This window comes from Alteromonas sp. K632G (assembly GCF_017653625.1).
GTDB classification, from domain to species: Bacteria; Pseudomonadota; Gammaproteobacteria; order Enterobacterales; family Alteromonadaceae; genus Alteromonas; species Alteromonas naphthalenivorans.
This window is the reverse complement of the sequence record NZ_JAGGDM010000011.1, coordinates 61951-80504: the sequence shown is the minus strand read 5'-3', so window position 1 is coordinate 80504 and position 18554 is coordinate 61951. Positions and strand designations below refer to the sequence as shown.

General features: G+C 44.6%; 13 protein-coding genes. 10 read left to right on the top strand and 3 right to left on the bottom strand.

Going from position 1 to position 18554, the window contains the following annotated elements:
- Position 1: 1 nt before the first annotated feature.
- From edd to J5X92_RS12155, 3 genes are read left to right on the top strand one after another with little or no spacing between them, the layout of a single operon-like run.
- Positions 2-1831: a phosphogluconate dehydratase gene (gene edd, locus J5X92_RS12165; protein WP_013783642.1), complete on the top strand. Its 1830-nt coding sequence runs from the start codon at positions 2-4 to the stop codon at positions 1829-1831.
- A complete protein-coding gene (gene glk, locus J5X92_RS12160; protein ID WP_208805848.1) occupies positions 1828-2781 on the top strand; it encodes a glucokinase in 954 nt (317 codons plus the stop codon). Before edd ends, glk begins: the two co-directional genes overlap by 4 nt.
- 3 nt (positions 2782-2784) lie before the next feature.
- The gene (locus tag J5X92_RS12155) at positions 2785-3432 is read left to right on the top strand and encodes a bifunctional 4-hydroxy-2-oxoglutarate aldolase/2-dehydro-3-deoxy-phosphogluconate aldolase (RefSeq protein WP_208805847.1); all 648 of its coding nucleotides are present in this window, start codon (positions 2785-2787) and stop codon (positions 3430-3432) included.
- Positions 3433-3560: 128 nt separating this feature from the next.
- Here J5X92_RS12155 and J5X92_RS12150 read toward each other — a convergent pair whose 3' ends face one another.
- Together J5X92_RS12150 and gap are read right to left on the bottom strand one after the other, a co-directional pair.
- Positions 3561-4415, bottom strand: a complete 855-nt coding sequence (locus J5X92_RS12150) for a D-hexose-6-phosphate mutarotase (RefSeq protein WP_208805846.1) — start codon at positions 4413-4415, stop codon at positions 3561-3563.
- A 191-nt stretch (positions 4416-4606) separates the two neighbouring features.
- Positions 4607-5602: a type I glyceraldehyde-3-phosphate dehydrogenase gene (gap, locus tag J5X92_RS12145; protein ID WP_013783646.1), complete on the bottom strand. Its 996-nt coding sequence runs from the start codon at positions 5600-5602 to the stop codon at positions 4607-4609.
- A 240-nt stretch (positions 5603-5842) separates the two neighbouring features.
- Here gap and malQ point away from each other — a divergent pair, with 240 nt between their 5' ends.
- The 5 genes from malQ to msrB all read left to right on the top strand — a co-directional run bounded on the left by malQ (position 5843) and on the right by msrB (position 14600).
- Positions 5843-8038 (top strand): 4-alpha-glucanotransferase, encoded by a 2196-nt coding sequence (gene malQ / locus J5X92_RS12140; protein WP_208805845.1) that lies wholly within the window; start codon positions 5843-5845, stop codon positions 8036-8038.
- Between the two features lie 114 nt (positions 8039-8152).
- A complete protein-coding gene (gene glgB / locus J5X92_RS12135; protein ID WP_208805844.1) occupies positions 8153-10354 on the top strand; it encodes a 1,4-alpha-glucan branching protein GlgB in 2202 nt (733 codons plus the stop codon).
- Between the two features lie 8 nt (positions 10355-10362).
- Positions 10363-12450 (top strand): glycogen debranching protein GlgX, encoded by a 2088-nt coding sequence (gene glgX / locus J5X92_RS12130; RefSeq protein ID WP_013783649.1) that lies wholly within the window; start codon positions 10363-10365, stop codon positions 12448-12450.
- A 111-nt stretch (positions 12451-12561) separates the two neighbouring features.
- Positions 12562-14115, top strand: coding sequence for an NADP-dependent phosphogluconate dehydrogenase (gene gndA / locus J5X92_RS12125; protein WP_208805843.1), 1554 nt, complete (start codon positions 12562-12564; stop codon positions 14113-14115).
- Positions 14116-14201: 86 nt separating this feature from the next.
- Positions 14202-14600 (top strand): peptide-methionine (R)-S-oxide reductase MsrB, encoded by a 399-nt coding sequence (msrB, locus tag J5X92_RS12120; protein ID WP_013783651.1) that lies wholly within the window; start codon positions 14202-14204, stop codon positions 14598-14600.
- 180 nt (positions 14601-14780) lie between these two features.
- On the opposite strand, the gene J5X92_RS12115 is transcribed toward msrB, so the two are convergent.
- Positions 14781-15650 carry a DUF2989 domain-containing protein gene (locus tag J5X92_RS12115; RefSeq protein ID WP_126873408.1) on the bottom strand — a complete coding sequence of 290 codons (870 nt, stop codon included), beginning with the start codon at positions 15648-15650 and terminating at the stop codon, positions 14781-14783.
- Between the two features lie 147 nt (positions 15651-15797).
- On the opposite strand from J5X92_RS12115, the gene J5X92_RS12110 reads away from it, so the two are divergent.
- Positions 15798-17243 (top strand): glyceraldehyde-3-phosphate dehydrogenase, encoded by a 1446-nt coding sequence (locus J5X92_RS12110; RefSeq protein ID WP_013783653.1) that lies wholly within the window; start codon positions 15798-15800, stop codon positions 17241-17243.
- A 158-nt stretch (positions 17244-17401) separates the two neighbouring features.
- Positions 17402-18532, top strand: a complete 1131-nt coding sequence (locus tag J5X92_RS12105) for a M14-type cytosolic carboxypeptidase (protein WP_013783654.1) — start codon at positions 17402-17404, stop codon at positions 18530-18532.
- The last annotated feature ends 22 nt before the right edge of the window (positions 18533-18554 follow it).

Below are 18554 nucleotides of genomic sequence, written 5' to 3'. Positions count from 1 at the left end.
GATGGATTCAAGAATTGCAGAAGTTACGCAGCGTATTATAGAGCGTAGCAAAGACAGCCGTAAGGCATACTTAGAAAAAATTGAACACGCACGCCGCCAAGGTCCTCACCGCGGTGTGCTTTCGTGCGGAAACTTAGCCCATGGTTTCGCGGCTTGTGGCACAGAAGATAAATCTGATCTGCGCTCGATGACAAAAGCGAACGTGGCGATTGTATCAGCTTACAACGACATGCTTTCGGCGCACCAGCCATACGAAACGTATCCTGCGATTATTCGCGATGCAGTAAAAAGCGTAGGTAGTGTGGCTCAGTTTGCTGGCGGTGTTCCCGCTATGTGTGACGGTGTGACTCAAGGTCAAACCGGTATGGATTTGAGCTTAATGAGCCGTGACAATATTGCCCAAGGTGCTGCTATTGCGCTTTCGCACAATATGTTCGACTCAACCCTTATGCTAGGTATTTGCGATAAAATCGTACCTGGATTATTAATGGGTGCGTTAAGCTTTGGTCACTTGCCAACAGTATTTGTGCCAGCTGGTCCTATGCCTTCTGGCTTACCGAATAAAGAAAAAGCGCGCGTTCGCCAAGAATACGCAGAAGGTAAAGTAGGGCGTGATGCGCTACTTGAAGCTGAATCTCAATCTTATCACTCTGCTGGTACGTGTACTTTCTACGGTACAGCAAACTCTAACCAGTTAGTGGTAGAGATGATGGGCCTTCATTTACCTGGCTCTTCGTTTGTAAACCCAGGTACAGAGCTTCGTGATGCCTTAACGAAAGCAGCGTCTATTCAAGCAACACGTATTACTGACTTAGGCGATACATACCGTCCAATCGGTCATATTGTTGACGCTAAAGCCATTGTGAATGGTTTAGTAGGCTTATTAGCAACAGGTGGTTCCACAAACCATACCATGCACTTAATTGCTGTTGCGCGTTCTGCCGGTTTCATCATTAACTGGGATGATTTCTCAGATATTTCTAATGCTGTGCCTTTGCTTACTCGTATTTACCCTAACGGTTCTGCCGACATTAACCATTTTGTAGCTGCTGGCGGTATGTCATTGCTTATCAAGCAATTGCTAGATGCTGGGTTGTTGCATAACGACGTTAATACTATTTGTGGTGAAGGACTAGACTTCTATACCAAAGAGCCAATGTTGAAAGACGGTGAGCTTGAATGGCGTGATGGTCCTACTGAGTCTTTAGACAAAGAAGTGCTCGCCACAGTAGAAACGCCGTTTAAACCAGATGGTGGATTAAGTGTGCTGGAAGGTAATCTTGGTCGCGGTGTAATTAAAACATCAGCGCTTCGCACTCCACATTGCACCATCAAGGCGCCAGCAGTAGTGTTTGAAGATCAGTTCGACTTAGACGCTGCCTTTAAAGCGGGCGACTTAGACAAAGATTGCATTGTTGTAGTTCGTTTCCAAGGGCCTTCGGCTATTGGTATGCCAGAATTGCATCGTTTAACACCCCCTCTTGGTGTGTTACAAGACAAAGGCTTCAAAGTGGCCTTGGTCACTGACGGACGTATGTCTGGTGCCTCAGGTAAAGTTCCAGCCGCAATCCATGTTACCCCAGAAGCCTATAAAGGCGGTTTGCTTGCAAAAGTAGAAGCGGGTGACTTGATTGAGCTTAATACAGAAACCGGCGCATTAACGTTGCACGTTGATGAAGCTACCCTTGAAGCCCGTGAAGCGAAACCTGCCGATATTGGTCACCACCATATTGGAATGGGCCGAGAAATGTTCGGCGGCATGCGTGCTATCCTTACCGGTGCTGAAGAAGGTGCATGCTCGTTGTTCTACAACCAGGAGCAGGCGCTATGAGCCAGAAGTTTGTGGCCGATGTAGGGGGCACTAACATTCGCGTAGCTCGGGTTACCGAAACAGGTGTAACCGATATAAAGAAATACATGTGTAATGATTTTGCCAGTATCGATTTGGCAATTTCACAGTATTTTGCTGAAATGCCTGAATACCAATTCACCGAAGGGTGTATTGGTATTGCTTGCCCGGTATTGGGCGACCAAGTCGTGATGACAAACCATAGCTGGGCGTTTTCGCAGAATGCGCTATGCTCGCAGTTAAAATTAGATTCATTATTTGTGATTAACGATTTTACCGCTGTGGCACATTCGTTACCGGTTTTAAGTAATTCACAAGTGGTTCAAATTGGCGATGGTACGGCGAAAGCCGGTGGTAACATTGCAGTATTTGGCCCAGGTACAGGCTTGGGTGTAGAGCATATCACGATGACCTCTACAGGCTGGCAAACCCTAGACGGCGAGGGCGGTCATGTTGACTTCTCTCCTGTTGATGAAACTGATGTTGTGGTATGGCGTCACCTGCAAAAAAGCTTCGGCCGCGCTTCTGCTGAAGAAGTAATGTCTGGCAGGGGATTACTTAATATTTATACCGCACTGGCACAAGATGCAGGTAAAGAAGCCACATTCGCTGAACCTGCTCAAATTACAGAAGCCGCATTAGCCGGTACCTGTGATATTGCAGCCGCTACCTTAACGCAGTTCTGCAGAATTATGGGCAGCTTTGCGGGTAATTTGGCGTTAAATATGGCCACAACAGGTGGTATTTTCATCGGCGGTGGTATTGCAAACCGTTTCCCTGAATTCATTCAAAATAGTGACTTTAGAGCTCGTTTCGAAGCGAAAGGACAAATGAAGCACTATGTGAAAGATATTCCTACTTATTTGATAGCAGAGCCTGATCACGGCTTATTAGGTGCAGCTGCTTATCTTCAACAACATACTGCGAGCTGATTTATGACAAGTAAATGGAAATATTCGCCAGCTGATATCTTTGCTGCTGGCCCTGTTGTACCTGTATTGGTTATCAACGACGTGGAAAAGGCAGTTCCGCTAGCAAAAGCCCTTATGGCAGGTGGCATTAAAGTATTAGAAGTTACGCTTCGTACGCCTGCTGCTATCGACGTTATTAAGCGTATTGCTGACGAAGTACCTGATTCTTTAATTGGTGCTGGTACGGTAACGAATGCACAACAGCTTAAAGCGGTTATTGAAGCAGGTGCTAAATTTGCAATTAGCCCTGGTATGACAGCTGATTTATTAAAAGCGGGTATGGAAGCAGAAATACCGCTAATTCCAGGTATTTCATCAACGTCTGAACTTATGAAAGGGAAAGACGCGGGTTACACCCATATGAAATTCTTCCCAGCTGAAGCGTCTGGTGGTGTTAAAGCGATTAAAGCGATCAGTGGTCCATTTCCAGAATTTACGTTCTGCCCAACAGGTGGCATTGGCCCAGGTAACTACAATGATTACCTAGCCCTTAAGAACGTGGTTTGTGTTGGTGGTTCTTGGTTAGCGCCAGACGATGCTATTGAGTCAGGTGATTGGTCACGTATTACGCAACTTGCTAAAGAAGCGGTTGCGGGTGCCAACATCAGCTAATTAAAAAGCATTAAAAAAAGCCCCGGTAATGGTGACTGATATGACGTCACTTATTATCGGGGCTTTTTTATTCAAGCCAATAAACAGCTCGTTAGCGCATTACTTTATTTAAGCCGTTAAACGGCTCGCTAGCGCAACACAGGCGTTATCGTTTGCACCATGGCATAAGACTCACTTGGCTGTAGTGTCTTACCTTGGGTGATAGACGACTCTACACAAAGCATATGTTTGTACCCGAACGGATCCATATCAGAAATTGAAGCAGCACTCTGCCATGGGTTCCAGACCACCAATGAGTCGTGGCCTTTTGAACCAACATCAGTAAATGGTTTATCGTTTACCACAATAGACGCTTTTTCTACCGGGCTCATATGAATACGGTCAGTTTCACCGGTAAAAGTATAATTTTCCGGTGTGGGCTTTACCGCCCAGTCATCGAGCTTATCTTTATAGTCACCGGTTACACCTTCAAGGCGAACCGCTTGAATATGATCAACATGGAAGTAACTGTGTAACGCGCAGTTGTAAATAAATGGCACTACGCCTGTATTTTCAGTTATTAGCGATACAGTAAGAGCGTTACCTACAGTAATCGATAGGGTAACCGCACAGTCATATTCAAATCCTTCCGCTCGAGTGAAGGAAGGAGTAAGCGTAATATGCGTGCCAGCTTCATCTTCACTTGATGAAGTTAACTGCCACACTTGTGTGCGCAAAAAACCATGGGCAGGCAGCTCACCTTTCGCTTTACCATGATCGTCACTAAACCATGGCCAACACACAGGTATGCCGCCCCGAATGGGTCGCTCCCCGTTAAGGTAGGCATGGGGACTTACCCATAAGCGTTCTTGACCATCTTTTTTGGGAATAAAAGATAAAACATGTCCGCCAAATAAACTGATTTTTGCTGAACCGAGGTGGTTATCTACCTCTAAAAACGTCAATCCGTTTGATTCGCTTACTTGCAATGATTCTGTTGACATAAATCCTCCATGAAGCAACGTGCTGATTGTACCGTTGTCGAGATTTCCGCAAGGTCTCGCATTACCATTTAATAATGGCTTATTGTGCATTGAAAATAAAAAAGGTGCGAATAGTATTCACACCTTTTTTCAGTCTATTAACAATGTACTCAATAACTGATCAACAAAGTCGCCGTTATCGATAAACCTGATTACTTAGAAATGTGAGCAACTAAGTCTAGAACTTTGTTTGAATAGCCCCATTCGTTGTCGTACCAAGAGATAACTTTTACGAATGTGTCGGTAAGTGCAATACCCGCTGTTGCATCAAAAATTGATGTATTGGCGTTGCCGATAAAGTCATTTGATACAACCGCGTCTTCAGTGTAGCTCATGATACCTTTAAGCTCGCCTTCAGATGCTTCTTTCATTGCCGCACAAATAGCGTCGTAGCTAGTTGGTGTTGCTAGGTTAACGGTAAGGTCAACTACTGAAACGTTTGGCGTAGGTACGCGGAAAGCCATACCTGTTAGCTTGCCGTTAAGTGCAGGAATAACTTTACCTACTGCTTTTGCAGCACCAGTAGACGATGGAATGATGTTTTGGCCAGCGCCACGACCACCACGCCAGTCTTTCATAGAAGGACCGTCAACGGTTTTCTGAGTAGCTGTCGTTGCGTGAACCGTTGTCATTAGGCCATCTACAATACCGAACTTATCGTTAAGTACTTTCGCTAGAGGCGCTAAACAGTTAGTTGTGCACGATGCGTTTGAAACAATAGTTTCACCCGCGTAGCTTTCATCGTTAACACCCATAACGAACATTGGCGTGTCGTCTTTAGAAGGTGCAGACATAACCACTTTCTTAGCACCCGCTTCGATGTGCTTAGCAGCAGTTTCTTTTGTTAAGAATAAGCCAGTTGATTCAACTACCACGTCCACATCTACTTCGTTCCATTTAAGGTCTGAAGGATCTCTTTCTGATGTGATGCGGATGGTTTTTCCATTTACAACTAAGTCGTTGTTGTCTACTGTAACTTCACCGTCGAATAAACCGTGCGTTGAATCGTATTTTAATAAGTAGGCAATGTAATCTGTATCTAATAAGTCGTTAATAGCAACTACTTCGATGTCTTCACGGGCAGCAGCCGCACGCATTACTAAGCGACCAATGCGACCAAAACCGTTAATACCGATGCGAATTGTCATGACGTACCTCGATTATTTTTGAATATGAAAATAAATTACGTAAAGTATGGATCAAAATGCCATAATTGGCAAAACAAAAACGCTAAACTGTTGGAAAATTACGAACAACAGCTTATGCAATCGTATTCAGTTTTCATAGCGCGACTGTTTCTAGAATAATGTTAATATTTTGTACGTATAAGCAAATTTGCTTAGTGCAAATTAAGCGTGCCTCTCACAGGAATACAGGAACAAGTTACGATGACACAAGATCTTCTGCAACAACTGGTTGAAATGCGTGGAATAGAGACTCAATACGTCGACGCATGGGGCAAACCAGCAACCATCGCAGAGTCAAGTAAAGCCAAATTACTTAACGTGCTGGGTTATGACACCGCCAGTGAAGAAAAGATTCAATCGCAAATTATAGACGACATTAGCTCAGTTTGGTTATCTCCTCTGAACCCTGTTCAAGTGGTTCGTAGCGATGAGGCTATTGTTATCGTTGTGCGCTTACCTATAGAGCTTGTAAACGATGAACATGTCATTACAGTTCACTGTGAAAACGGAAAAATTGAAAAGCATACGTTTACACCGGTAGACCAAGAAATGACGACCATGGCGCACATCGATGAGGTGGAGTTCCATGAATACGTGGTGTCTTTGCCACTTAACTTACCGCTGGGTTATCACACCATGGCGTTAAGTGCTGACGATGATCAATTTGCAGAGTCTCGCATCATTGTTGCACCAAAAGCCTGCTTCACCCCAGAGCCTATTGCCGCGGGTAAAAAGATTTGGGGTTTGAGCGTGCAACTTTATTGTGTGCGCAGTGAAAAAAACTGGGGAATAGGGGACTTCACCGACCTTGCAACGCTCATTGAAAAAGCGGCAGGCGTAGGGGCAGATTTTATCGGGCTTAATCCTATTCATGCACTTTACCCTGCTAACCCAGACGCGTGTTCTCCTTATGGTCCTAGTTCTCGCCGCTGGCTAAACTACTTGTACATTGATGCTTCTGCTGTTGAATGCTTTGATGATGAAAGTGTTCAAGCCGTGGTGAATGCAGAAGAATTCCAAAAAACGCTAAGCCATGCTCGTGCAACTGAACATGTAGATTATGAGGCTGTCGCGCATATCAAATTGGCGGCGTTAAAAGCGGTATTTGATGTCTACGATGCTCGCCATCTTCGTAAAAATACCAAGCAAAATAAAGCATTTAAAGCGTTTGTTACCGAAGGTGGTGAAAGCCTAGATATGCTGGCGGTATACGATGCGCTTCAGTCACACTTAAAAGCGAAAGGAAAAGACTGCTGGGGGTGGCCTGTATTCCCTGAAGAATACAAAGACTACCACAACCCTGCTGTTGCGAAATTCAAAAAAGCCAACGCCAGCGAAGTAAAGTTCTACTTGTTCTTACAATGGATAGCAGCGCAACAGTTAGAAGCGGCGAGCAGCAAAGCCACTGAGTGCGGTATGACCATTGGTTTGTATCGAGACCTTGCGGTAGGGGTAAGTGAAGGTAGTGCTGAAATTTGGGGTAACAAAGATTTATACTGCGTTGACGCTAGCGTAGGTGCACCACCTGATATTTTAGGGCCTTTGGGGCAAAACTGGGGGCTTCCTCCTATGGATCCTCGCAAGCTCTACGAACAGGCTTACCAGCCAATCATCGACTTATTTGCAGCCAATATGGCGTCGTCGGGCTCTCTTCGTATAGATCACGTAATGGCACTGCTACGTTTGTGGTGGGTAGTGAAAGGTGATGATGCGAAAGAGGGCGGTTATGTCTATTACCCGGTAGATGATTTATTGGGTATTTTGGCTCTTGAAAGTCATCGTAACCAAAGCTTAGTGATTGGTGAAGATTTAGGCACCGTGCCTGAAGAGATTCGCAGTAAGTTGGCAGACAATGGTGTGTATTCCTACCGTGTTTTCTTCTTTGAGCAAGCAGAAGATGGCGGTTTCTTCTCGCCAAGCCATTACCCTGTGCAGTCTATGTCTACACTTACTACACACGACATGCCTACGCTTATAGGTTACTGGCATTGTCTTGACTTGGCGCTTGGCAAAGATATTGGCCTTTATCCAACAGACGATATTTTACAAACCTTGTATGCCGATCGCCATGCAAACAAACAGTCAATATTAGATTCATTACACGGTCATCATTCAATTCCTGAGAATGTTGGAAGCGATGTGAATACTACTGGCATGACTGGCGAACTTAGTAAAGGAATGCAAGTGCATATGGCTGGTGGCTCAAGTGCTTTATTAAGCTTGCAGCTAGAAGACTGGTTACAAATGGACAAGCCCGTAAATATTCCAGGTACTTTCAATGAGTACCCTAACTGGCGTAGAAAGCTGACTAAGAATGTTGAGGCTATTTTCGAGACTCATGATATAACAGAGTTGGCAGCTCAATTAACGCAAGCACGTAAACAAGCGAGTGCTTAAGTTATAATTTTCATTTTTTAAAGTGAATATGTTGGCGTGCAAATACGCGCGCCTTTGCCTAATATTAGGGCAGTAAACCCGCGTTTTCTTGCGGGTTTTTAATAGGAGTAGCAGATGCAGGTAACGCGGGTAAAGCAGATAGCGCAGCAATTAGAGCATGCAACATGTTCTCAGCCGTTTTCCGTTCTTGGGCCAATTGAAACAGGAAGTAAAACTAAGATTCGAGTATGGCGTCCAGACGCATCATCCATCGAAATAAGTTGGCCAGATACCGCATTGCCAAAGGTTATGCTGAAACCGCTCACTGAAGCTGGTTTATTCGAGGGTGAAATTACAAAGGCCCAAAGTGCGCAGGTTTATTGGGTGACTATCCACAATAAAGCCGATAGCTACACCTATTGCGACCCTTATCAATTCGTCGATAATGCATACCACGCTGTGCATTACATCGATAGCAAACCAGAAAACCTATATCACCAAGCCGGTGCTCAACTCATCACTGTTACACCTGAAAAAGGGGAGGCACTCCCTGCCACTCGTTTTTGCGTGTACGCGCCAAACGCTTCTTCAGTTTCATTAATTGGTGACTTTAACCAATGGGACGGACGCTTACATCCAATGGAAAAAACCTCATTGGGCTATTGGGTATTGGTTGTTCCAAACCTAGGCGAAGGTGAACGTTATAAGTATCAAATTAAAGACGCCCACGGGCATGAATTACCGCACAAAACCGATCCTCTAGGGTTTAGCGCTGAGCAATACCCTTCTCATGCGTCAAAGATATTTAACCACGATAAGTACCAGTGGAACGATGATGCATGGCTAGCATCTCGTAAACAAAATAAATATGCCAACCCTATGAGTATTTACGAAGTGCACTTAGGCTCGTGGAAGCGCCCTGACGCAGACAGTGGTCAGCGTTATTTAACTTATGAAGAGTTGGCCGACGACCTCATTCCTTACGCAAAAGAGATGGGCTATACCCATCTAGAGTTATTACCGGTTTCAGAGTTTCCCTTTGATGGTTCGTGGGGCTATCAGCCAGTGGGCATGTTTGCGCCAACTAGCCGTTTTGGTAACCCTGATGCATTTAAATACTTTGTCGATAAATGCCACCAAGCTGATTTAGGGGTGATTATTGATTGGGTGCCTGCACATTTCCCGGAAGACGGCCATGGTCTTGCGCGCTTTGATGGAAGCCATGTTTATGAATATGAAGATCCAAGGCGAGGTTGGCATCCGGATTGGAATTCGTGCATTTATGATTTTGGCAAACAGACCGTTCGCCAGTTTCTCGTCGCCAATGCGTTATTCTGGTTAGACAAATTTCACGTGGATGGATTACGAGTCGATGCGGTTGCTTCTATGCTTTATCTCGATTATTCCCGTAATGAAGGCGAGTGGATCCCGAATGTGGATGGCGGGAATGAAAATTACGAAGCCATTAGCCTGCTACGCTGGATGAATGAAGAAGTATATAAACACTATCCTGACGCCATGACTATTGCCGAAGAATCTACGTCCTTCCCGAAAGTATCACGGCCTGTGTTTGAAGGTGGATTAGGTTTTGGCTTTAAGTGGAATATGGGCTGGATGCACGACTCGCTAACGTATATTGCCAAAGATCCTGCTTATCGTAATTACCATCATGGTGAAATTACCTTCAGCATGGTTTATTCCTTTGACGAAAATTTCGTGTTGCCTATTTCTCATGATGAAGTGGTGCATGGCAAAGGCAGCTTATTGCACAAAATGCCCGGTGACGAATGGCAGCAGGCCGCTAACGTGCGGTGCTATGCTGGCTTTATGTATGGGCACCCTGGCAAGAAGTTAAATTTCATGGGCAATGAATTTGCACAAAGCAAAGAATGGAACAATGACACCAGCTTAGATTGGCACCTTCTGGAACATAAAAAACACAAAGGTATTCAAAGCTTATACAAAGCATTGAATCAGTTTTATACCAGCACTCCTGCTATGTACGAACAAGATCACAGTCATCATGGTTTTGCCTGGGTTGACCATGAAAATGCCGACCAAAGTGTGGTGTCTTTTGTTCGCACGTCGCTAGATGGTAAGCAAAAAGTCTATGTTATTTGTAACTTTACGCCTATACCAAGAGAACATTACCGCGTAGGGGTAGATGGGGCCGGCGAGTTGGCACTTGCACTAAATACTGATAGTCAGGTATTTTGGGGGAGCGATTATCCTGTGGACAGCCATGTCACGCCTACGCCGGTAGCATGGAATAACCGAGACCACTCGATCAGTATTAATTTGCCCCCTTTATCTACCGTATTTTACATTACGAAATAGGAATTACGTTGGACGCGAAACAGAACGTCACAAAGGTAAACCATGTTTTATTAGGTGAAGCGTTTCCATTAGGTGCTACGCCTTATGATGATGGGTGCAACTTCGCTGTTTATGCGCCAGATGCGAAAGCGGTGGCGTTATGTCTCTTTCACAACGATACCGAAGAACCTATAGAAGAAATATTGCTGCCTGAAAAAAGCGGCGATATTTGGCATGGTTTCTTTCCCAATGTAAAAGCAGGTCATTTATATGGCTATCGAGTGGAGCGCGGCGAAGGGCAACTGCACGGTGTGCCCACCGATAAATTGCTTATCGACCCTTATGCAAAAAAACTAAGCAGACCCATTCATTGGGATGCTAGGCAGTATAAATTCGACTCGCAATTTATGGTGCCTAAGTGTGTGGTGGTGGCAGACGCCGATTACCCTGAAAGTGTTATTCGCAAGGTCGAGATCCCAAAACACAAACGTATTGTTTATGAAGCGCATGTGAAAGGGTTAACAAAGTTACACCCCGATGTGCCAAAAGAACACAGAGGTAAGTACCTTGGGGCAAGCCACCCCGCGGTTATTGCCCACCTAAAAGCGCTAGGTATTACCACGGTTCAGTTCATGCCAATGTGCTCCTTTATGCCAGAGCCTTACATTACGGAAAAAGGGTTAACGAATTACTGGGGCTATAACCCAGTTAACTTTTTCGCGCCGGAACCTCGTTATGCCAGCAAAGATGCGTTGGCCGAAATTAAGCATATGGTTGATGAATACCATAAAGCGGGGCTTGAGGTGATTGTAGATGTGGTTTACAACCACACGGCAGAGGGCGGTAAAGGCGGCCCTATTTTGTCATACAAAGGTTTCTGCCCATATCAAGCGTATCTGTTAGAGCAAACTAAGCGGGGAGAGTTGGTTTATTCTAATCACTCTGGATGCGGTAACACTGTGCATACGTCTCATCCTTACATGATGACCCTCATTTTAGACGCCATGCGTTTTTGGGCAACCACTATTGGTGTAGATGGTTTTCGTTTCGACTTAGCGGTAACCCTTGGACGAGAGCCACAAGCTTATAATAAATATGCTGGGCTAATTCGCGCCATCGGGCAAGACCCCGTATTAAAGCAAACCGTTTTACTAGCCGAGCCCTGGGACATAGGGCTTGGTGGCTATCAGGTGGGTAACTTCCCCACGCCATGGCTAGAAGTGAACGATAAGTACCGAGACACGGCACGTGCGTTTTGGCGCGGTGATGAAGGCTTAGCAGCCGATTTTGCTACTCGCTTTATGGGTTCTCGCGACCTATTTCATAAAGGCTACCGGCATATTTCCACATCGGTGAATAACATCACCTACCACGATGGTTTTACCCTACATGATTTAGTGAGTTATGCCGATCGCCATAACCTAGCTAACCTAGAAGAAAATCGTGATGGTCACGGGCATAACTTATCAGCTAACTATGGCGTTGAAGGTGAAACCCAAGATAAAAATATATTGGCACTACGTGAACGCCAGAAGCGTAATTTATTTGCCACGCTTATTTTCTCACAAGGCACGCCACATATTTTAGGGGGCGACGAACTAAGTCGCACGCAAAACGGTAACAACAACGCCTATTGTCAAGATAATCCAATTAGTTGGACGCAGTGGGAAATGAACAAGCGTCAGCAAGATTTCCTTAGCTTTTGCCAGTATGTTATTCGCCTAAAACAAGGTTCTACCTTGTTAAGCGAGATAAAACTAGAAGACGACCATTACTCGTTATCGAAAAATGTCAGCCAAATTAATTGGTTCAAACCTGACGGTACCGATAAAGCCTCTGAAGATTGGAACGCGGCACACAATAAAGCTTTTGGTGTAGAAATTAGAGGGTGCGCGGTAGGTGAACAAACCCCAGAGCATTGGTTTATGTGTGTAAACGCCAGCGACAACGACGTGAGGTTTAATCTACCTAGTTTGTCACCGAAAGGCGGCTGGACTTTGCATTTAGATACTCGCTACGCTTCACTCAGCGAGCAACCCAAAATCTGTATTCAAAAAGTATTTTTACAAGCGGGTAAGTCTCTTACTCTGTTTAGTTTTAACGAATTTACCTCGTAAGCTTTACCTCTGACGAAAAAAATAGCATACCGAACGGATATCGGCACGGTATGCTGTTCTTTATTGGTACAGGTGGTATTATGCTCTCCCTCTGAATGTGAGGGTTTTTCTATGCAAAATGAAGGTGGAAATAAGCACGCCACAACAGCGTGTGATATTGGTTTTATCGGTTTAGGTGTAATGGGTAGTAACCTTACAATGAACTTGGTAGATCACGGTTATCGAGTAGCGTGTTTCGATTTAGACCAGCATAAGGTCGATGCTATTCTCGTAACAGACGCCAGTGAGCGAGATGCCAACGCTGAACCTCGCGTTGAAGGTTGCAGCTCTTACACCGAATTACTCAGCAAACTAAAAGCCCCCCATCTTATTATTCTTTCTGTTCCTGCCGGCGACCCTGTCGACCATGTATGTAATCATCTTATTGATGCGGGTATTCATGCCGACGATATCGTGGTTGATACTGGTAATAGCTTGTGGACAGACTCAGTTGCACGGGAAGAGCAATATAAAGGCAAGTTTATCTTCTTTTCTACTGCGGTTTCTGGTGGGGAAGTAGGGGCACGCTTTGGGCCATCATTAATGCCATCGGGCAACCCTTATGCGTGGACCCGAATTGAGCCTGTACTTAAAGCGATTGCCGCTAAGGTCGATCCTGAAACCGGTAAACCTCTTGAGAGTTTCGTGCCAGGTAAACCCATATTAGAAGGTGAGCCGTGTGCCACTTATATTGGCCCAGTTGGCGCAGGCCATTATGTGAAAATGGTACACAACGGTATTGAATACGCTGATATGCAGCTTATTTGTGAAACCTATCACGTGATGCGCGAAGCATTGCAAATGTCGCCTTCTGACATTGCTGCTGTATTTAGACGTTGGAATGAAGGTAAGCTAAATAGTTACCTAATGGAAATTAGCGCTGAAGTGCTCGACCAACTCGACCCAGATACCAAGCAGCCCCTTGTTGACGTTATTCTAGATAGAGCAGGGCAAAAAGGCACTGGTCTTTGGACTGCGGTTAGTGCATTGCAAGTAGGTAGCCCTGCGCAAACCATTACGTCGGCTGTATTTGCGCGCAGTATTTCTAGCTTAAAAGATGAGCGTGTGGCAGCAAGTAAGGTGCTTTCTGGCCCTGAACCTGTGGTTCATTCGGATGAGCAGAAAGAAGACATCATCAATAAATTAGAACAAGCGTTATACTGCTCTAAAATTTGTGCTTATGCGCAAGGCTTCCAACTAATGGCTATCGCTGCCAAAGAGCATGGTTGGCAATTAGAGTTTGGTGAAATAGCAAAAATTTGGCGCGCGGGCTGTATCATTCGTGCCGTTTTCCTACAGTCTATTTCTAAGGCTTATGAAAACAACGAAGAGTTGTCGAACCTGCTGATGGATCCGTTCTTTGCAGAACAGATTTCAGAATTTCAATCTGATTGGCGTCAGTCAATTGCGCAAGCCACTATTGCAGGCGTTCCATGCCCGGCTATGATGTCATCACTAAGTTACTATGATTCCTATAGAACGGCGGTGCTGCCGGCTAACTTGCTACAAGGTCAACGGGACTTTTTCGGTGCCCACACGTATCAACGTGTAGATAAGCCTGCGGGTAAAAAGTATCACTTAGAATGGAGTGATCCCCAACGCCCGCAAACTTCTATAAAACGCTAATACGGTTCCTGTACTAAATTGAAAGGTGTGCCAGGTTCTTTAGGCGCACCTTTTTTCTTTTTAAGGGATGAATTTTAGGAGAAACGATGTCTGAGCAAAAATGGCAAGAAACGCTGTCTGAAGAAGAATACCGAGTGTGCCGCAATGCCGGGACAGAGCGACCTTTTACCGGGGCGTTGTTAGATGAAGCCCGAGAGGGAACTTATGTTTGTAAGTGCTGTGGAGCGGATTTGTTTTCATCACAAACTAAGTTTGATGCTGGTTGTGGTTGGCCCTCTTTTTTTCAGCAACTTGAAAACGACAATGTTGGCTACCGAGATGACAATACGCACGGCATGCATCGTGTAGAGATTTTCTGTAAACAATGTGATTCTCATTTGGGGCACGTGTTTCCAGATGGCCCAGAGCCAAGCGGTCAGCGCTATTGCGTGAATTCAATTTCACTGACATTTAAAGGTAATGGTGACGTTGTGGTAAAAGGCTAGGCTCGAACTCTGTAGCGATTACATTGAGTAGGTAGTCTTTCACAAGGTAAACAGTCGAACAAAAAATATACAGCTTTAGCTTCCTTAACCTAAAAAATAAAAAAATCCGCTCATGTTTGGCGGATTTTTTCTTTTTTTAGCACTTATTTCTGACGAAAAAAATGTAATTCATTTTCATTATTACAGTCTATGTAGCTTAAGTGCGCTCGCATCGAATTGACTGTTATCAAGGGCAGAGACAATATCACTAACCACGCTGTCTAAAATATCAACCGGAAGATTAAATTTTTTGCCAAGTGATTCCCTTCTAGCTGAGGGTATGTTTTCGTCAAAGTATTCGCTTACGCCTAGCCATACATAAGCCATTCTATAGTTTTCTTTATCCGTACCTAACGACACCAATGATAAGTACACCGCACTGTCTATGTCATCTGCATCTTTGTATAGGCTTAGTGCTTTATACAAGGTATTAATTGTGCGCTCAGGATCCGTTTTAATTTGCGCCGAGGCCAAAGAAATAAGTAACTCAGGATCGTTAACTTTGTTGCTCGCGGCGTAGCGCTCAAACCGGTGAAACGCCTCGTTGTCATTGTGACGAGACCAGTGGTAATAAGAAAGGTAAGGGTCAAGGGAACGTTTAGTCTCGCGGGCTAATCGGGTAAGTTCGCGTTGAGCAGTAATGACCCCCTTAAGGCGGGTGGCTTCTTTGCCTTTACGTTTTATGTGCTCAATATGCTGTGCTTCTTCCACGCAGACCAAGTAATCTTCAAACGCTAATAATAATGGGTATTTGAACGCGTCTGAGGTATCTGTTTGGTGGTTGTATCTTAATCTTATGATGTCGGCCCGCTCGTGACGACAACGTGCATCTAGGCTTAAATCTAAACACATTTCACTGTTGGTTTCGCAAATTTCACTAATAGTGGGTTCGAACCAATCGCTACATCCAGACAGCATGACGGTCATCGATAGCGTGGTGATAACATTTTTATAACCTGTTGGAAAATTACTAAATAAAGTGCCTAGAACAGGCAAATTTTTTGATTTCATGAAATTTATCAACAATTTGGTCATCCTTGTTTGTTTCTTTAAGATACTGCTCGTCACCGTCAGACGAAATCTTCACCTAGTGTACCCTAAAATATTAAAAAACTGACGTGTCACATACCGTTAATTTACGTCGATAAAGGCAAAAACATGAACCAACAGTTTGAGCAGGAATTACAAAGCAGCTGGCAAGAGCGTCAGGAATACGCGGAAATGATGTTGCCCCTTATCGGTAAGCTATACCGAAATAGCGCAGTAGAAATTTCAGTTTATGGCCGCTCTTTATTAAATGCCAGTGCAACTGATGTGATCAAAGCGCATCGCAAAGTACGCTTGCACGAGGGAGTAAAATTGCGACTTCGGGAGAGTTTCCCAATTTTACTTGCGCTGAGCGAAATGCAGATTGCCCCTGCTCAAATTGATATTGGTAAATTGGCCTTCGACTTTAATTACGGTTCGGCGGTAGACAACGACGACTTAAATGCATTTTTAAGTGAGAAGTTAGGCGACGTTATTGATAAAGAGGACGATCAGAAGCCTCAAGACGTTGTACTTTATGGATTTGGTCGTATAGGTCGTTTGTTAGCGCGTTTGTTGATAGAACGCCAAGGTAAAAACAATAAGCTACGTTTACGCGCCATTGTGGTACGTGGCGGACGCGATGGTGATTTGGAAAAACGTGCTAGCTTACTTCGCCGTGATTCAGTGCATGGGCCATTTAACGGCAGTATCTCTATCGATCATGAGCGTAATGCATTAAAAGCAAACGGTTCATTTATACAAGTGATTTACGCGAACAGCCCAGACGAGGTTGATTACACCCAATACGGTATCGACAACGCTATTATTGTTGATAACACGGGTATATGGCGTGACCGCGATGGTTTAGGTTTACACCTTAAAGCGAAAGGTGCGTCTAAAGCGGTACTGACGGCACCAGGTAAAGGCGATATTAAAAACATCGTACATGGGGTAAATCATGACGAGATTACGCCAGACGACACCATTCTTTCAGCAGCAAGTTGTACTACCAATGCGATTACGCCAGTGCTTAAAGCGTTGGATGAAGAATATGGCATTGAAGACGGTCATGTTGAAACGGTGCATTCATACACCAATGATCAAAACCTAATTGATAACTATCACAAGGGTGACAGACGCGGTCGTAGTGCGCCACTTAATATGGTTATTACCGAAACAGGCGCAGCAAAAGCGGTATCGAAAGCTTACCCTAAGCTTGCTGGCAAGCTAACTGGTAACGCTATTCGCGTGCCTACGCCGAATGTATCACTGGCTATTTTGAACCTTAACTTAGCGAAAGGCACAGATAGAGTAGCAGTGAATGAATTCTTACGGGATGCTGCACTCTTTTCTACCTTACAACACCAAATCGATTACACCGCAAGTAAAGAGATTGTCTCTACCGACTTAGTGGGCTCTCGCGCAGCGTCAGTGGTCGACTCGCAGGCTACAATAGTGGCTGATAAGCGTCTTACCCTTTATGTTTGGTACGATAACGAGTTTGGTTATAGCTGTCAGGTAATGCGTGTTATTCGGGATATGGCAGGGCTTAGTTTCCCCACACTGCCGCTTTAATATTCAATTTGAATAAAAACCGACCGCTTAGGGTCGGTTTTTTATTTGTGTAAACAAAACCGTGCCGCCAAGAGGCATAAATAGCGCATTGGCACATGGTATTTGTGTTACCGACTATGCTAAATTACCGCTAAAATTAAGAAGAGAAACGACAGTTTATGCATATTTCTAGTCAATTCGATAGCGGCAACATTGACGTGTTAAGCGCTGAATCGGTTGAAGACATCCGTCTTGCCATTCCAAAAGATAATCAATCTGAGTTTGCCCAGTGGTTTCATTTTCGCTTAGTTGGCGAGACGTTTGTTACCCACACAATGACCTTAACTGATTTAGCAAAGTCGGCGTATCCAGATGGCTGGAAAGGCTACAATGTGCTTGCATCATACGATCGCCAAACCTGGTTTCGTATCCCCAGCGAGTTTGATGGCGATAACCTCACATTCTCTCTAACACTCGAACAACCTAGTGTTTATTTCGCTTACTTCATTCCTTACAGCTATGAGAGGCACTTAGATTTAGTGCACGATGCGCAAATGTCACTGCTATGTGAACATCGGTTTCTAGGCTTAACACTAGATGGCCGCGATATGTCCATGCTAGTGATTGGAGAAGAAACCCCGAACAAGAAAAAAGTATGGGTAACTGCCAGACAGCACCCAGGTGAGACCATGGCGGAGTGGTGTGCGGAAGGCTTAATTTACCGTTTGCTAGATGAGCAAGACGGACTGGCGCGACAATTGCTGGATAACGCTGTGTTTTATGTAGTACCTAACATGAATCCTGATGGCAGCGCACGCGGTCACTTGCGCACCAACGCGGTAGGCACCAATTTAAACCGCGAGTGGGCTACGCCTAGCGCTGATAAAAGCCCAGAAGTACTTTATGTCATGAACGCAATGGAAAACATAGGCGTAGATATGTTTGTCGATTTGCACGGTGATGAAGCACTGCCGTACAATTTTGTGGCAGGCTGTGAAGGTAATCCAAGTTATTCTGATGAAATTAAAGCGCTAGAAAATACGTTTAAAGATGCGCTACTAAATGCAACGCCAGAATTTCAAGATGAGTTTGGATACGATAAAGACGCGCCAGGTGAGGGGAACTTAACCGTGGCAGCAAATGCAGTAGGTGAGAAGTTTAACTGCATGTCTTACACCGTTGAAATGCCATTCAAAGACAATGTCGATGTGCCTGATGAAATTTATGGCTGGTCTGTTCAGCGCAGCAGACAGCTAGGTGAGGATTTACTTATTGCCGTAAATGCCGTAGTAAAGAAGTTAAATGGTTAATACGTTAAATTAGCATCACAAA

Coding starts and splice junctions, on each gene's coding strand:
- edd (WP_013783642.1), top strand. CDS start 2: ATGGATTCAAGAATTGCAGAAGTTACGCAGCGTATTATAGAGCGTAGC.
- glk (WP_208805848.1), top strand. CDS start 1,828: ATGAGCCAGAAGTTTGTGGCCGATGTAGGGGGCACTAACATTCGCGTA.
- J5X92_RS12155 (WP_208805847.1), top strand. CDS start 2,785: ATGACAAGTAAATGGAAATATTCGCCAGCTGATATCTTTGCTGCTGGC.
- J5X92_RS12150 (WP_208805846.1), bottom strand. CDS start 4,415: ATGTCAACAGAATCATTGCAAGTAAGCGAATCAAACGGATTGACGTTT.
- gap (WP_013783646.1), bottom strand. CDS start 5,602: ATGACAATTCGCATCGGTATTAACGGTTTTGGTCGCATTGGTCGCTTA.
- malQ (WP_208805845.1), top strand. CDS start 5,843: ATGACACAAGATCTTCTGCAACAACTGGTTGAAATGCGTGGAATAGAG.
- glgB (WP_208805844.1), top strand. CDS start 8,153: ATGCAGGTAACGCGGGTAAAGCAGATAGCGCAGCAATTAGAGCATGCA.
- gndA (WP_208805843.1), top strand. CDS start 12,562: ATGCAAAATGAAGGTGGAAATAAGCACGCCACAACAGCGTGTGATATT.
- msrB (WP_013783651.1), top strand. CDS start 14,202: ATGTCTGAGCAAAAATGGCAAGAAACGCTGTCTGAAGAAGAATACCGA.
- J5X92_RS12115 (WP_126873408.1), bottom strand. CDS start 15,650: ATGAAATCAAAAAATTTGCCTGTTCTAGGCACTTTATTTAGTAATTTT.
- J5X92_RS12110 (WP_013783653.1), top strand. CDS start 15,798: ATGAACCAACAGTTTGAGCAGGAATTACAAAGCAGCTGGCAAGAGCGT.
- J5X92_RS12105 (WP_013783654.1), top strand. CDS start 17,402: ATGCATATTTCTAGTCAATTCGATAGCGGCAACATTGACGTGTTAAGC.